This is a genomic window from Pseudomonas sp. NGC7, from assembly GCF_047159675.1.
In the GTDB taxonomy this organism is placed as follows: domain Bacteria; phylum Pseudomonadota; class Gammaproteobacteria; order Pseudomonadales; family Pseudomonadaceae; genus Aquipseudomonas; species Aquipseudomonas kermanshahensis.
Genome location: NZ_BAAFZY010000001.1, coordinates 3,545,780 through 3,560,709, shown reverse-complemented (window position 1 = coordinate 3,560,709; position 14,930 = coordinate 3,545,780). Strand labels below are relative to the sequence as shown.

Below are 14,930 nucleotides of genomic sequence, written 5' to 3'. Positions count from 1 at the left end.
CTGATTGAAGCAGCGCTCTAGAACTAAAGCTTATAATTTAATGTTGCCAGCATATTGCGGGGAGTGCCGTAACTTACGGTGTCAAAGTCACCTTTTTGCGTAGCATACTTTCTATCAAAAACGTTATTTATATTGATTGACAGGTCTATGTTTTTTGTCAGCTCATAACGCGCCATCAATGACGTCAATGAGTATGGATCTTGTTCTGCCTCCCTTGTGCTGGTACTGCTGCCTAAGAATCGGCTCTGCCATTTGACGCCGCCGCCAAGCGTTACTTTTTCCAATATTCCAGATAATTTGTACGTAGTGAAAATTTGAGCGGTAGTACGTGGCACCTGAGGATTTAGCCTAGCGTCTTGGCCATCTTTGGCTGTGAACGCGGCAATGCCGGCATAGATATTCCAGTTGGTCGCGACTTCTCCCTGCATATCGAACTCGATCCCTCGGGACTTGGTGCCATCCACACCTTTATAAGCCAAGGCACCGCTTGGCGTAAGACGATTGCCATCTAATTGTGCTGCGTTGTCCAGTTCAGTGTCAAAAAGTGCGACGGAAGCGTTAAGCCGTCCCTCTAAGTATTCAGCCTTTATGCCGATCTCTTTTGTCCTTCCTTCTGTTGGCGTGAGGACGTTGCCGCTGCTGTCACGAAATGATGTCTGTGGATTATATATGCCTGTATAACTAATATATGCCGAGTATGTGCTATCGATGTCATATATCAGGCCGACATAAGGAGTAAATTCATTGCTTTTCTTATAGCTAAATGGCGTTCCGCCAGCGGTCTCGTCGACCTCGTATCGATTGAATCGCCCACCAAGGGTCAATTTAAGTGGGTCAGCCAGGGATAATCTCGCGGTAGTAAAAAAACCGCGCTGCTTAACTTTAGTATTGGTTGATATTGACGTCATTGAGTCAAAATTTGGCTTGGGGAAGTGGCCGTCCCAATCGTAGATGTTGATAGGGATGAACCCTGAAAAAAAGGGGCTAACGTCGTCTTTGTTAGAAGTGTATCGAGAGCTCATGCCGCCCACTACTAACTCATGCTGGCGGCCCATAAAATCAAAGGGGCCGCTCGCTGTCACATCTAAAGTGCTTTGACTGCTTTTTCCCTTGCCGGCCAGAGCAACCGGATAAGCGCCATTCGGAAACGTGCCTAATCCGGTATTTTGGTCGGGTGTACCAGCACTGCCCATCAGCTGGGTGTCATACTCAGTACGATACTGCTTCACAACACTGTGAACTTTCCAATCGTTATCAAAACGGTGCTCAAGTTCGGCAAAAACACTCTGCCGGGTATTGTCCCAGCGGTTCCAGTCCGCCGCCACAGATTTGGAGCGCGACCATTCTGCCTCTGAGCCGTTGCTAAACCATAGCGGAGTACCGCCCCAAGTCGGTCGTTTAGGAGAGCTGTTCTGGTAGTCGTACCCTATATCGAAGGTAGTGTCTTCGGTGATATCCGCCTCGATGATTCCGTAAAACGCTTGCTTTTGTGTTTGATAACCATCGATGTAGGAGTGGCCGTCATTATTGACCCCGACCACACGTGCCCGGACACGACCATCTGGTGTCAACGGCCCAGAAATATCCGCCATCTCTCGAAAATTATCCCACGAGCCAGCGCTTAAAGACGTGGAAGCCGAGAATTCTGGCGCCGGTCTTTTACGGACTAGGTTGATAGCCGCTGATGGATTACCTGTTCCGGTGAGAAGTCCGCTGGAACCGCGCACAATTTCTACCCGGTCATAAAATGCAGTTTCCAGATCGCTAACGCCGCTGCCGTTGATGACATCGCCGATGACTGCCGGTATGCCGTCATATTGGATGTTGTCGATCAGAAAGCCTCGAGAGTAAAAACTGGTGCGCTGGCTATCAGATTGGTAAGCCGAAATGCCAGTCGTGTTCTCAAGAACGCCTTGAACTGTATCCAGCTTTTGATCGTCCATGCGCTGACGCGTCACCACGGAAACAGATTGCGGCGTCTCACGTAGTGTCAGTGGTAACCGAGTCGCCGCCGTGGTCTGGTCGATAGTATAGAGACCTGTGCCTTCGGTCGTGAGGGGATCGTATGCCTCTTTCCCGATTATCGTCACCTGGGGGAGGGTTATCACGCCGGAAGGCTGCGTGCTTTCATCGACTTTGGCAGTATCTTGGGCCATTACGCAACTCGGACTGCCTAGAAATACTAGCATTGCTGCAGCAACCGGGCTTGCCGCAAAACGTCCCGGCACGCAAAGCCGCTTCTCACTGCAGTAAGCCAACGAACCCTTCATCTGTGACACCTTTAAGAATCAAATAGCGGGCTGGCCACCGGGAGACGGATACAGAGAATGCCGACAGTCTCACCGGAACCAGACAAGGGGAAAAAAGACTAATCAGTGTTAAATTGAATGATTAGCGTTACCTTCTGTAATCTACCGACAAACACCTTTGGCCGGATATCGAGAAAAGGCCATTCTATTTTTCATTCCAGCCAATAATCTGCAATCGGTCTTTTCTAGCCCGGTTCGATGTGTCAGCAATACCGTGCAGGTATAGATCTGGCGCCAATTCGCCTAGTGCTATTGAAGTATCTGCTTTGTATTCCGCGAGCGTTCTCTTGGATCTGATACAGGGAAGCATGGCGCAGACAATCGAGCGGGGAAATGACGGCTTTACAGAGATCGCCAATCGCGCTGCTGAATCAGCGTATTGCTCAATCCAGACAAGATTGATGTCGACCCTGTCAGGTTAAAGTTTTATCGGGGAGCAAGATGCTAGGCACGGAAGCAGGCTCCGTGCCTGTCGTCCGATCAGAAAGGTATCGTGCCGGGGGCTTACCAACCGCCTTGCGGAACATGGTTATAAATCCGCTGGCATTTTCGTACCCAAGCTCTAATGCTACGGTTTGGACGCTTTCACCCTTGGTCAAGCGTTGCAGCGCAAGGATCACATGCAATTGACGACGCCAGCGCCCGAAGCTCATTCCTATTTCCTGCAGAAGGAGCCGACTCATACTTCGCTCGCTCATGCCAATGCGGGTAGCCCAATCGCTCTTTGAGGTCTTGTCTGTGGGGTTGGACAACAGCATCTCCGCTAGACGGCGCAATCGCGGCGCACGGGGCATTGGAAGGTGTAGGTCTTCGACCGGAGCAGCCGCTAACTCGTCCAGCAAAGTGGCAATCAGTCGGTTTTCCCGCCCATCCAGCGAATAAAGTTTAGGAAAACCCGCAACTTTGAGAAGCAATTCGCGCAGAAGCGGCGTTACCGAAATCGTGCAGCAGGTTTTTGGAAGATCAGGTGCGGCATCGGGCTCGACGAACAGGCAATAACATTCAGTTTCACCCGATCCCCGGGCTGAGTGTGGCAGGTCGCCCGGTATCCATACTGCGCACTGCGGCGGCACAATCCAAACACCTTCTTCGATTTCGCAGTTTAGGATACCGCGAACGGAGTAAAGCAGTTGGGCCTTGCGGTGCTGATGCTGCGCATGCTCCCAGTCCTTCGTGACCATCGTGGCGCTCATGGCTACAACAGGTCGAGAGACTTCATCCACGTCGCTGGTTACGATCAGATCGGTTTTGGCGTTGATTGACATATTAAAGATTGAACCTCGGTTCCGCAAAACACGCAATCTGTCCTAATTGAATCATTCAATGACAAAATATTGCAATAAAGTCAAGGCAGCACGCAGGTGATCCACCAAACCTGCCTTATAGTCACCTGCAAGTTGTGCGAGTAGAGTCGAGCTACTCATGGGAGTGGTTGCGCTGCTCGACCATCGCTGAATCAGCCTGTCCATCCACTGTGAATCCCATCATCAGCTGAGGAACGCCCACCGGTAGGGCTTGGGCTTGGTCGGTGTGTCACGTGTGCCATGTCTTCCCGTAGGTATGGGCAAGGCGCTCCATCAGCGCATGTTCCGCAGGTGCAGGGATACCCGGCGGGATCAACTGTCCGGATGAAAGCTCATAGCCATGGCTCTGCCACAACGCCTTCTCCTAAGCCGGCAGACCAGCAAACAGCTTCTCGTCGATGATGTACTCACGCCCATGCTCTTCGCTTACTTGCGTTACCGTCCAAGATGACGCACTGGATGACATCCTGATTCAGGATGGAGCAGTAGTGATGCGCTTCCATCTGCAGATCAGGATGTGCGTTTTAAAGGTGGAAGCCACCCAGGTAGGCGTTGATTAGCCTCAATGGGCGGCTTGGCCTGCAAGGTCGCGGCTCCGGCTTCCAGCATCCGAGTCTTTGCTGATTCGGGCCGACCAGGTGTCTCCACTGGCGACTTTGTCTCAGGAGCAGCGTAAGCCCACAGCAGACTACAGCCCAGGGGAAGGGTTATGAATCTGATGAGTTGTGGCATGAGAGCGGCTCTAGCTAGTGTCCTCAAGGGACAGCCTGAGTCAGCAGAACGGACAATTCGGAAGGCAAACGGCCTGGGTTGATGAGGAATTCCTGGCAAAAGAAAGCCCGCTGCTAGGCGGGCTAACGGGAGCTTCTATCACACGTAGGGAGAGGGTGAGTGTTGCCTGGGTGTCGTGAAAATTGGGTGAAAGAAAACTCCCGACAATGTCATCTCAGGACGCTCTCAAGGCAGGGCCAGCCTTATGCGCGCGATCTGCGGCAGAAATTTGCGATGGTGCACGTGGTCAAAAGGGCAGGCGGAGCGCGCCGGCCTACTGGGCGAGAGGCGTGAGGATGGAAGTCCGTAGGGGCCGCCCCCTGGCGACGCGAGGGATCGGTTCACGACAGCCGTCACCGATTACGGGCACGCCCAAGGTCATGCTTACATCAAGCAGTTTCAGACAGGCCTGAGGCTCCCGTCTGGGTCGCATTCATGATGCCAAGCGCATGCCACTAGGGTAGGAGACTTTTTCCAAGCTAAGCCACCATCACGCTCAAGGTTCTCTATTCCCAAGCGAAGATCATCGACAAGCTCCGCTGAGGATCTGCCAGTTTCCAAGCTCAAGGTCAGTGTCAGCAGCGTCAGTGAGCTCACCTCCAGCCGCTGACTCACCTTCTCGAGCTTATCTAGCGTCAGGCTGGCCTTGCCGCTTTCGAGCTTTGAAAGAAACGTCCTACTCGTGTCACAAAAGTCCCGCTGCGTGATTTATCGCTGACTGCGTAGCGCCCCAAGGACGATGGCGAAAGACGATTTCAGTGACACATGCGATCCCTCCGCTTGAGCGTGTCCCCGGTGAAAATCTATATGGGATTTCTGCGCAGCCTCGAAGCCCTTGGGCTGGCCTTGCGATCAGGACGAGCTGCCGCTTCGTCGGAAAGCTGTTTATCCATCCAGTATTTCTCGCTAAGCTCGTGAGGAGAACATTTGTATTACTCTCGGTGATGAGCGTCATGAACAAGCCAGACCAAACCCCTGATGATAGCTTTGCTTTTTTTCTCGCGCGAGGAGCTGCTCGAGCAGCAGTGCCTGTTGCTTGAGAACGAGTTGGCCGTGATGGGTGAGGAATTGACGGCCTCTCGCGAAAAGATCGCCACCTTGGTTTTGATCTGGACGGGCGTCAAAGCGGAGCTGCAGAAAGCGGAGACAGAGTTGACTCAGGCGAGGTACCAGCTTCAGGTAGGCAGCGCTACTCACTGAGGAACACATGGGGGTTCTAGCCCTAGAGGCAGGAGTCGGCGTATGAGGTTGAGAACGCTCCTAGCCGAACCATCGTTACCCGGTTTTGAGCTGCTGCTTCAACTTGGCCATGAGGCGCCTACCTGCAGCTTCTACGAGATCGCCATGGTGGCTCAGAGCACCACAGCCCCTGCAGGTGATCACTGATTTACGATGCAGCCTAGTGGGTTGTACCAGATGAGTTTCATCACATTTGAGGCAGCGCAGAGTGAGGCTCATCATTCCTTCTCCTTGGAAACTTCACGTGATGGGCCCTCGTTCCTTGGGAAAGCACTACATTGAGTGGTGAGGGGCTATGATCGTTCAGTCGGGGAATCCTGCCGAGCTATGCATTCAGTCTCGCTGTGAGTAATCACGCTGAGACACGGAGCGCGCATATTATGGCATTCGACGGAAGTCTGCGATGCTTCCCCCACGCCATAGCTGTGTCTCTCAACGTCGCCTGCGTTGGAGGAGGGAGCCCAGGTAGACTGCAGTTGCGATCAAGCAGGGCGGGATTAGCTCCCAAATTATCTCCCGGCATGATAGGGCTTGCGCACAATCACATTGATTCTTTGCCAATTCACAGTTCCCGAGTCGATGACCATCGATGATTTAGATTCACGCAGCAGGACAATTTCGAAGCTTTCGCTCAGCCTCCGAGTGTCTTCAACGCAATGGAATGACAACTGCTCTTCGCTTGCCTAGCTGTGCCTCAATCCAAAGAAATGACCTACGAATACACCGCCCGGGACTAGGGCGTTGGGAATCTGGCTCCAAAGGTTGGGAATCTGTAAGGCCTGCAGAAGGGAAGAGCTAGCCCTGCGTGAATCAAAGCAGACCGTGGAAGGTGGGCCAGATGCTCAAAGTTCGCGACCTCAGCGGTGAGTCGGCGAGCTTCGTCTATGGAGCACTTGCGGATTGTTCGCGCGATGGCTTCTGGTTCTTTTTCAATCGCCAATACCAGCCACCCGCCTTGGATGAGCTGCCAGACTTCATTGCTTGACCCACATCCCTGATCTATTGCATGGCGAGGTTCTAGATTTCCAACGTGACCGATCGCATAACTGACAAGCGGAGAAGGGGCTCGGGTTTCTGTACGTTCGTAGAAAGCATTCCAACTCGTCATGGATAAAGCGTCCTTGTCGAACCTTGGCGTGGATGGCGCATGCGCGTCGCAAGCTTCTTGAAGCTCAGAAAGTGCAGCCCAAGGGCAAAGCCGGACGCGCGGGTATGGCGCTGTTATTGATCAATAAGCTCTATGGCATCGAGCGTGAACCGAAGGACGCCAGTGATGAGCAGCGATTGACTGGCCGGCAGGAGAAGAGCCTGCCGATCCTTGGGGCAGTTGAAAAGTTGGCTGGACAAAACGCAGCCACATGTGACGTCGCAAAGTGTGCTCGGCAAGGCGGTGAATTACCTGGCGAGCAATTGGAGTCGGCTGGAGCGTTATGTGGAGGCTGGGTATTTGCCGATCGACAAAAACCCGGCAGAGAGCGCAATAAAGCCATTTGTGATTGGCCGCAAAGCCTGGCTGTTCAGCGAAACGCCCAAGGGCGCCGCGGCCAGTGCTCAGCTCTACAGTTTAGTCGAGACCGCCAAGATCAACGGCCAAGAGCTATACATGGCTGCGCCACGTACTGGAGCGGCTGCCCCATGCGCAGTCGGTTGCAGATTATGAAGCGCTGTTGCCATGGAACTGTTCACCGGAAATGCCACGGTAAACGATGGCCTCATCTTGCGGCAGGTGGGGTTCATGGATCGCTTACGTTTGGTGCACAGCGCACGCAGCACCACGGCAAATGAAGACTTCAGTGCCATGAGACTCTCCTCGCTTCGAGACAATCGTTACACATCATTCCTGGCCATCCGACTGACGCCTGAAACCCGCATTTTGGCGTACCTTAGCCTCTATCAACGAGGCGGAGGCGCAAGCTTTTAGCCGTCATTCAGTGGCCAGACATACGGTTATTCGCGCTACTTGATACTGTTGAAATATTCAGTGGATGAATTTACTCTGTGCGGAGAACCTTTGTACTCGATCCGCATTTAGGGCTCATGGCGTATGCATGACCACATCGATGACAAAGTAATGGAACCGTTTTTCAGTCGCGAGGGGCTCCTGGAGCAGCGCTGTGAAACGCTGGAAAGCGAGCTTGCTGAACTGGGGGACGAGTTGAGGGCGAGTCGTGAATAAATATCGACACTTGTCGTTATGTGGACGCGCTTGACCGCTGAGTTGCGAGCGGCTGAAGCGGAGTTGGTCAAGATGAAATCCCAGCCTCAAATCTAAAGATCACGCTCGATCTCGCCGGCGCTGTAGGCAGCCAGGCCCCCGAAAGAGCTGCTCGCATCGACATACCTCAGAGCAGACTTCATATCCTTCCAGCCGACATAACCCATGAGGCCCTTGATGCCCCAGCCATTCGCGGATGCCCAGGTCGCAAAGCCGCGCCGCATTGAGTGACTGCTATAGGCCTGGGCAGGTATCCCAGCGTCTTCTAGGATGCGCCTGAGCAGAGGAATGAAGCTGCTCGCCTTGAGTCCGCTTTCAGAGAGATTCCCCCATCGATCGAGCTTTCGGAAGACAGGGCCCTTGGAAGCACCAGCGACGGTGATCCAGTTGATATATGCCTCGACCGGGCACAGCTTCTTGAGGGCAGGAGTGTGGAATGTAGCGCCTTGGTGTGTGCGATCCGCTTTGGTGTACGGCAGGTAAAAAGTGATGCCAATGCCGGCCTCTGCCTGCGTATCCTCGATCTGAAGGCGAGCAAGTTCGTCACTTCGAAAGCCACGCCAAAACCCGATGAGTAATAAAGCTGCATCGCGCCGGCACCTCATCAATGATCGATAGTCCCCCGATTCGATCGCTTCACCCGCCTTGCTATTCAGCCAGTTGACCGCTTTCTCAAGGTGGCGAAGCTGAAGAGGGGCTGCCTGCTTCTGTTTGGCGGGGTGCACCACGCGTATGCCCTTGAGCATCTGCCGTACATGGGGAGCTTTGGTCGGGTCGGGAAAGCCCTGACTGATATGCCATTCGGCGAGCGCAGCCAGGCGCTGGCGGAGGGTGCTGAGCGCCAGCGAGTCCGCATACTCCGCGAGATAGCGAACAATTCCTTCCGCCGTCGCCGGCAGAAAGCCTCCCCACGTCACCTCGAAATGCTCAATGGCTGCACGATAGCTTTTGCGGGTGTTTTCACGTGTACCTGCCGTGAGATACCGCTGCGCCTTGTCCATCTGCCTTTTCCTGCCAATCGTACGTGCTTTGGACACGATTCTGAGGCATTTTTAGCACTAAGAACACATAAACCCCCATTATTTATTCTTTCGATATCAATTTCTAGAAGTGTGGCTAAGCAGTAAGATGTCATGTAGGTACATGACATGTAATTCAGTACGAAATCGTAGGAGAGACCATGGCTCGCGGCGGCATTAACAAGGCATTAGTCCAAAAGGCGCGATCCGCGCTGCTCGCCCGAGGCGTTCACCCGAGCATTGATTCGGTGCGCGTGGAGCTGGGCAATACCGGCTCTAAGACGACCATTTCCCGCTACCTGCAGGAGCTTGAGGCGACTGATATACGCCCTCAGTCCGACCCGAAGCGCTTGAGCGATGAGCTCAGCGCGTTCGTGGATCAGCTCTTGAAACGGTTACTTGAGGAGGGGAACGCTGCCCTAGCTGAGGAACGTATCTCCCACGAGCAGAGCGTGGCTGCATTGACCAAGCAGATTGAGAGCCTTGAGGATGCTTTAAAGAAATCTCAGCAGGAGACCGAAATCCGTGACATCGCCTTAGCGGGCCAAGCCGAGGAACTGCGCACATCGCAGTCATCGCTACAGGTGGAACTCACCCGCAACGCGCGCCTCAGTCAGAGCTGCACAGACTTTGAGCTGCGGGTGCATGAGAAGGATGACCTGGTGCGAACTCTGGAACAGAAGCATGCGCATGCTCGTGATGCCATGGAGCATTACCGGAGTGCGATCAAGGAACAGCGCGAACAAGACGAGCGTCGTCACGAGACACAGCTTCAGCAACTGCAGCACGAACTGCTGCAACTGCAGCAAACCCTCATGGTTCGCCAGGATGACCTCACGCGGCTCATCCGTGACAACGAACGTTTGCTGGGGGAGGCGCGCCAGCACAGCAAGCTGGCTTATCAGAACCAAGACGCGTTGAAGCGCCTCGAGGCAGACCTTGGCTTGGCGAGCATGACTGCTGCCCGGGCCGAAGGCGCAAAAGAAATGCTTCAAGAGCAGTTGTCGAGTGCCAAGAAAGACGCAGAGGATGCCAAGGCAGAAGCCTCCCAGCTAAGATCGACCTCCGAAACGCTCAGCCAACAGCTTGCAGAAGCCATGGAATCCTTGGCGCTTGCCAAGAGCGCCGCACCTGGTGGTGACGCGCCGAGGAATGATGCATCACCAGCTACAGGCTCGTAGATATGCGCAGCTCTTCATAGCGCTGCCTAGTGTCCGTTTGAGTAATGGAGCAGCAGGGAAAAACGTAGGCCTGTTTTGGTTTGACCGCCTCGCCTGATGGCGAGAAGCTTCATCACCTCGTTCCAACCGGGATCGAGACCGGTCTAAAAACCTGGAGCAGTAAATGACCCCGCTACGACGCCTCCGCCTTCGGCTTACCGCAATCCCCTCTACGAACGAGGCGCTGATCGCTGCCGCAGTCTGTCCCATGCTTTTTGCTGTGTGCTGCTGGAGCACGCCTCAACTGGCTGAATATTTGAATGGGCTGGGACTGCACCTCACCATGTGGATGCTTTTCCTACAGGGGCTCGGGGTATACATCTTCCTGCTGGGCAAACATCAAACACTGGGGGGCTGGTACCGCAATCGTCATGCCGATCAGATTGAGCGGCATCGCCAGTTGACGGCGACCCACCAGGGCATGATCGTCGCAGGCTTGGCGGACACCCCAGAATTTCACCAGGTGGCATCAGAACGAGAATTCCTTCGACTCCGGCTAGGACACTTCCTTGAGCCCCTCGTCTTCTACCACAAGCTTGGCAAGCTGGGACGAGTCATGAAGCAGATTCACAGGCTGCTCGAGAGGATCAGCGGTAAGTCATGAGCCTTGGCACCCATGAATCATTAGGCCAAAGCCAAGCTCAGCAGACACGATAACTCCAGGCGTACGAGTACCTGCAAATCGCCACCGCAGGTGCCCTCCATTCAATTTTTCCGAGTGTAAGGTTTTATTTGCCAGCAAAGAGAAAGTGGCGGCAAAGCCGCCAAAGAAGGACGAACCTCTCCTGCACCCGTATCAATGCAACGTGTTTCATTACAGGATCCAAGACAAGAGCAGGGCAAAAGCAGGAGCAGGTAGCACCTTAGACACCGTTTCAGCACTGACTCACGCGGAGGCCCAGACCTCCGCTTTTTCTTTGCTCTCAAATATAAAAACTCCGTCTCGCTTGAAGTTTTTCAAGGGGGGAGGGGGTACACATATCTTATAAATGTGACGTGTGTCACGTTTTTAGGCCGGGTTAGACGGGCTCTGACCTCTCGGGCGCCGTAGGACACAGACCTAGCTATCTCTCTCTAACCTGCGCGATGGCCATGAAGTGGGGATAAGCATCTGATGTCGATTTTTGCACAAGAAGGGGTTGAGTCTTGCCAGGTGGCCACCATATTGACACTGCCCACCACCGGGTATGATGAGTTCTGCGACCATGCCAAAGCTCTTGAAAAGCGATCTGCGGTACGACTACAGCTGGAAGGCCACGGAAGGTGACAATCCGCATCTGATCCATGAGGATGCAAAGCACCTGAGCCGTAAGGAGGGCTACGAGATGCTTACCTTCCTGAACAACCTGGGCCTGTCGTCTGACAAAATGAAAGTCGAGTATGGGGAAGGATCCGACTTGTCGAAGGAGAACCGCCTGTACGTCGAGTGGATGCTCAAAGAGCATTTCAAGTCGACGTCCCCGGGGCGTGGCAAGGTAACGGAATGGCTCAATGCCAACTGGAGGGAGCTGAAGAAATCCTTCACCTCCCTCAAGCCTGAACTGAAAACTACCAAGGCATGATCGAGGCAGGAGGGCCCTGTGAGCGGCAGAAGGGCTCTCCGTTTGGATTGGCCATGCTGAGCTAGAGCACGCCAACCGGAATGCCTAGCTTTCAGCATCTCAAATGCCCCCGACTTGCCGAGCGCCAAGCTGCTCTCTCAGTCGCTGCGACCCTGTTTTCGACGCTCCCATTCCTCATCACTCACAACGTTGGCGATCGTAGTCATCGAGGAGTAGACGTGAAACTCAGGGGGGTGGCTCACAATCTGGTCATCCTCAAAGTAGTGGTGTGCGATCGACGGGAAGAGGCCCTCCGGCACTGGGTGTAGGGCATTGGGGTTATGGAACATATTCATGCCTTCGGCCCAGGTTTCCCCGCAGTTTTCGTTGACCTCATAGACGAACATTTTAGGCATCGACGCGTTGTGGTCATGGTCGTGATAGGTGCCCATGCGGAACAGCATGACGTGGTCGTCTCCAAAGCCCGCTTGCTTTCCCATCCGGTTGAACTTGGATATGGTGCCGCTTGCCGAGAATATGATTGCACTGATGTTTTCTGCGCCATCCTGGAAGAAGAGTCCGGACGGGATTTCCTTGCTGCCCAGGATGTGCTTATCGATTTTCTGCGGGGTGATGATGAGTTTCCCTGACTCGTCATAATGATGGTCATGATGCACACCGTAGAGGTAGTTGATCAGGGCTGTGGATGTCCAAAGCATCGACTGATTTTCGTGGAAATCCGCGATGGCTATTACCAGGGGCTTGCCAGCCACGTGCTCAAGCTCCCAATACTTCTTCTGCAACTTGGAGAAAAGCGGGCTGCCGAACCTGATGGGCATTTCATCCCGTGTCTTTTCTTTAATTTGCTCTGGTGTCATCTCAGGGATCTTGTCGAAGTCGAGCTCCGAAATCTGGCCCTTGCGCCCAACGATGGTTGCCTCGATCGCGACGGTGTGTCCGTATTTTTGAACGATGAAATCCGGTGCATAGTGGGCGCGGTCGAAGAAGAGCCCTTCTTCCACGAGGTAAGCGTTCAGGTAGAGCTCCCACACCCTGGCATCAAAGCCTGTGGTCTGGAATTGTTCGATGAAATTGCCGTCGATATCCACATAGTGAGGCATCATCTCCCGAATGATGCCCCTTGCTGCTGTATGGGAAGGTTGAGATGACAAGAGAAAATAGGGGTGAAGCTTTTCTTCTGCTTTGGTCGGGGTGAAGAGATCCATCACTTCACCGGTTTCATCGGCTTGTTCGAAAACCGTTTGACCGCTCAGTGTCACAGCCGTAATGGCATCTACAAGCCAGCCCTGAGCTTGTTGAGGCGTTTGCATCGAAACCTTTTGGTCGAAGCAGCGATAGCGGCCAACGGCATCTCTCCCAAGCAAGATAGCCGTGAAATCCTTGTCGAAGACATCAATCAGAAGTACGCCCAGGACAGTTTCATCCTCATTGGCGAACCACCCAATTTCCCTGGTGAAAAGCTCAGTCATCGGGCTACGAGACTGCCCGATGAGGGCCGAAAAGCGCTTCAAGTCCATTTTCTTGATTACCACACTCGTCATACGCTTCTCCACGCTACGTGATGCGAAACCGTTTGCAAGATGAGTAGGATCACCTGGCGGCGCCAAGGAAAAGGTAGGTCTGGGGAGGAGTACAGTGACAATCATCAGCCTTCAGACGACGGGTCTGACTCTCGCATGGCCTCCAAGAGCGCCTGCAGTCCATCTAGCAGCCGCTGATCCTCACGGGGGTCGCCTGAGTCCGGGCGGAACGTCAGGCAATGCCGCATCAGGGCATCGAAATCATTGCGGTTGAGGTCAAACTCAATAAACATCTAAACCCTCCAGGTTTACGCTTCAGCCGTCGGCAGTATAAACGAGCGTCCGCAGCGACCTGATGCCAGGCCCAAACCTTGCGCACGACTTTTAGGGAAGGACAGTGATTGGACACTAGCTTGGAAACGGCTGTGTGGGCACGGGCTTCTGAGCGCTACGGTTCTGAATTGGAACGCATCCTGGATTCAGCAATTTCGAGCTACAAGCGAGCTCCTGGGCTTGAGCCGCCATCGCGCCTGTATGCAAAAGACATTGGCACCACGGGGCTGGAGGCGCTGTTCAGCGCCTTGCTTCGAAGCCGGGTCGGCCGCTTTCACGTGCTCAACCCTGGTATTGAAATACGACACTCCCTGAGATTACACCTGGTTCACAGCTTGTGTCGCCGCCTTCTCGATGATGGCCAAGCTTCAGAGGAAATGCGCGATCAACACTTTGCTATCGACTTAGGGCTGTAGCTTGGGGCGCGCACCATCCGATACCCACCGTTGCTGGCCATTGCGCTGAAATCCGTGGGTACTGTGACAGCTGTGATGCTCATGCGAAGACTGCGGCACTACTGCTCGAAGATCCACTGCTCACGGCATTGAGCTTGTGCAGTGCAACCAGGAGTTAAGCTTGGATATCCCCGTTCCGTTCAACCTCGTCGTCAAGGCTGCAGACTGGATTTGGCAGAGGGTCACCAAAGCCTTGCTGTACAAAACCTACGCTGCGTCACATGAAAAATGGGCTGTTCGCCACCGGCTGGGAGCGCGATGGGATCCGCTAGGGAATCACTTGGAGTACTCAGTACGCCTAGCACTGCCTACAGACCCTAAGCCACGGATCTCACGCCTGGCGCTGCGCTCGACCGGAGAGCGCCTCGCTAAGGTTGACTTGTATTTTGAGGCGATCGGCGCAGGCATCCGCTATCAGGAAAAAGTATCGGTATGCGATGTAGACGCTCGCCCCATCGTCTGGAACCTCACAAATATCCCCGTACAGGCATTTGTGGGCGGTGAGGAATATGGCATTGCATTCTCGGTAGAGGAGATCCAGCTGCGGCAGTGTGTGATCCAGCAATCAACCGGCGCTGAGTTACCTGCCCTGGATTCCGTACAGTCCTACATGACCCAGAGCTGGCTCTTGAGTGATCAGTGGAGATTCCGCTGGGGAAAACGCTGGAATTGCAATGCCATCAAATTTGCCAAAAGCGAGATCGCGCTTTACTGGCGATTCAGGTTCGGCCTACCCGAGTACCGCTTTTACACACCCTTCGCTTACTCAAAACGGAAATTCAGCGCCCGCCCGGCACTGCAGGTGCTGGGTCGGTTAATGGCGCTGCCAACCCTTGTGAGGGCTCAATACTGGCTAGCCATTTGGTCTGGTCTTTGGGTGATGGACGATGATGACAGGCTTTGCTTCCGGTGGCGTGACAACAAGGTAGAGAGCGAGCCCCAGGACGGTTGATTCTGCACTTGACACAGGCTGCTCGGCCTCA

14 protein-coding genes and 2 pseudogenes are annotated in these 14,930 nt (G+C 54.0%); 9 read left to right on the top strand and 7 right to left on the bottom strand.

Features of this window, described 5'->3' with window-relative positions; genetic code table 11:
• Positions 1 to 23: 23 nt before the first annotated feature.
• The 4 genes and pseudogenes from ACMCNM_RS15940 to ACMCNM_RS15925 all read right to left on the bottom strand — a co-directional run bounded on the left by ACMCNM_RS15940 (position 24) and on the right by ACMCNM_RS15925 (position 5,092).
• Positions 24 to 2,270, bottom strand: coding sequence for a TonB-dependent siderophore receptor (locus ACMCNM_RS15940; RefSeq protein ID WP_412764882.1), 2,247 nt, complete (start codon positions 2,268 to 2,270; stop codon positions 24 to 26).
• 452 nt (positions 2,271 to 2,722) lie between these two features.
• Complete coding sequence (locus ACMCNM_RS15935) at positions 2,723 to 3,574, bottom strand: AraC family transcriptional regulator (RefSeq protein ID WP_412764881.1); 852 nt, start codon at positions 3,572 to 3,574, stop codon at positions 2,723 to 2,725.
• A 166-nt stretch (positions 3,575 to 3,740) separates the two neighbouring features.
• A pseudogene (locus ACMCNM_RS15930) lies at positions 3,741 to 4,345 on the bottom strand (DUF1264 domain-containing protein); the annotation flags it as partial.
• A gap of 438 nt (positions 4,346 to 4,783) precedes the next feature.
• The gene (locus ACMCNM_RS15925; protein ID WP_412765930.1) at positions 4,784 to 5,092 is read right to left on the bottom strand and encodes a helix-turn-helix domain-containing protein; all 309 of its coding nucleotides are present in this window, start codon (positions 5,090 to 5,092) and stop codon (positions 4,784 to 4,786) included.
• A gap of 270 nt (positions 5,093 to 5,362) precedes the next feature.
• Here ACMCNM_RS15925 and ACMCNM_RS15920 point away from each other — a divergent pair, with 270 nt between their 5' ends.
• The 4 genes and pseudogenes from ACMCNM_RS15920 (at position 5,363) to ACMCNM_RS15905 (ending at position 7,544) form a co-directional block, all read left to right on the top strand.
• Complete coding sequence (locus tag ACMCNM_RS15920; RefSeq protein WP_412764880.1) at positions 5,363 to 5,584, top strand: hypothetical protein; 222 nt, start codon at positions 5,363 to 5,365, stop codon at positions 5,582 to 5,584.
• 877 nt (positions 5,585 to 6,461) lie between these two features.
• The gene (locus tag ACMCNM_RS15915) at positions 6,462 to 6,608 is read left to right on the top strand and encodes a hypothetical protein (RefSeq protein WP_412764879.1); all 147 of its coding nucleotides are present in this window, start codon (positions 6,462 to 6,464) and stop codon (positions 6,606 to 6,608) included.
• Positions 6,609 to 6,754: 146 nt separating this feature from the next.
• A pseudogene (locus tag ACMCNM_RS15910) lies at positions 6,755 to 7,326 on the top strand (IS66 family transposase); the annotation flags it as partial.
• Positions 7,296 to 7,544 carry a hypothetical protein gene (locus ACMCNM_RS15905; RefSeq protein WP_412765978.1) on the top strand — a complete coding sequence of 83 codons (249 nt, stop codon included), beginning with the start codon at positions 7,296 to 7,298 and terminating at the stop codon, positions 7,542 to 7,544. The pseudogene ACMCNM_RS15910 and the gene ACMCNM_RS15905, both read left to right, overlap by 31 nt.
• Before the next feature lie 347 nt (positions 7,545 to 7,891).
• On the opposite strand, the gene ACMCNM_RS15900 is transcribed toward ACMCNM_RS15905, so the two are convergent.
• Positions 7,892 to 8,839, bottom strand: coding sequence for a tyrosine-type recombinase/integrase (locus ACMCNM_RS15900; RefSeq protein WP_412764878.1), 948 nt, complete (start codon positions 8,837 to 8,839; stop codon positions 7,892 to 7,894).
• Positions 8,840 to 9,018: 179 nt separating this feature from the next.
• On the opposite strand from ACMCNM_RS15900, the gene ACMCNM_RS15895 reads away from it, so the two are divergent.
• The 3 genes from ACMCNM_RS15895 to ACMCNM_RS15885 all read left to right on the top strand — a co-directional run bounded on the left by ACMCNM_RS15895 (position 9,019) and on the right by ACMCNM_RS15885 (position 11,639).
• Positions 9,019 to 10,038, top strand: coding sequence for a DNA-binding protein (locus ACMCNM_RS15895; protein ID WP_412764877.1), 1,020 nt, complete (start codon positions 9,019 to 9,021; stop codon positions 10,036 to 10,038).
• 163 nt (positions 10,039 to 10,201) lie between these two features.
• Positions 10,202 to 10,681 carry a hypothetical protein gene (locus tag ACMCNM_RS15890; RefSeq protein WP_412764876.1) on the top strand — a complete coding sequence of 160 codons (480 nt, stop codon included), beginning with the start codon at positions 10,202 to 10,204 and terminating at the stop codon, positions 10,679 to 10,681.
• A gap of 601 nt (positions 10,682 to 11,282) precedes the next feature.
• Positions 11,283 to 11,639 carry a hypothetical protein gene (locus ACMCNM_RS15885; protein ID WP_412764875.1) on the top strand — a complete coding sequence of 119 codons (357 nt, stop codon included), beginning with the start codon at positions 11,283 to 11,285 and terminating at the stop codon, positions 11,637 to 11,639.
• Positions 11,640 to 11,776: 137 nt separating this feature from the next.
• On the opposite strand, the gene ACMCNM_RS15880 is transcribed toward ACMCNM_RS15885, so the two are convergent.
• Positions 11,777 to 13,180 carry a hypothetical protein gene (locus ACMCNM_RS15880; RefSeq protein WP_412764874.1) on the bottom strand — a complete coding sequence of 468 codons (1,404 nt, stop codon included), beginning with the start codon at positions 13,178 to 13,180 and terminating at the stop codon, positions 11,777 to 11,779.
• 104 nt (positions 13,181 to 13,284) lie between these two features.
• The gene (locus ACMCNM_RS15875) at positions 13,285 to 13,452 is read right to left on the bottom strand and encodes a hypothetical protein (RefSeq protein WP_412764873.1); all 168 of its coding nucleotides are present in this window, start codon (positions 13,450 to 13,452) and stop codon (positions 13,285 to 13,287) included.
• 108 nt (positions 13,453 to 13,560) lie between these two features.
• Here ACMCNM_RS15875 and ACMCNM_RS15870 point away from each other — a divergent pair, with 108 nt between their 5' ends.
• Together ACMCNM_RS15870 and ACMCNM_RS15865 are read left to right on the top strand one after the other, a co-directional pair.
• On the top strand, positions 13,561 to 13,908 hold the full coding sequence (locus ACMCNM_RS15870; RefSeq protein WP_412764872.1) for a hypothetical protein: 348 nt from the start codon (positions 13,561 to 13,563) through the stop codon (positions 13,906 to 13,908).
• Positions 13,909 to 14,068: 160 nt separating this feature from the next.
• Positions 14,069 to 14,899 (top strand): hypothetical protein, encoded by an 831-nt coding sequence (locus ACMCNM_RS15865; RefSeq protein ID WP_412764871.1) that lies wholly within the window; start codon positions 14,069 to 14,071, stop codon positions 14,897 to 14,899.
• Positions 14,900 to 14,930 lie beyond the last annotated feature (31 nt).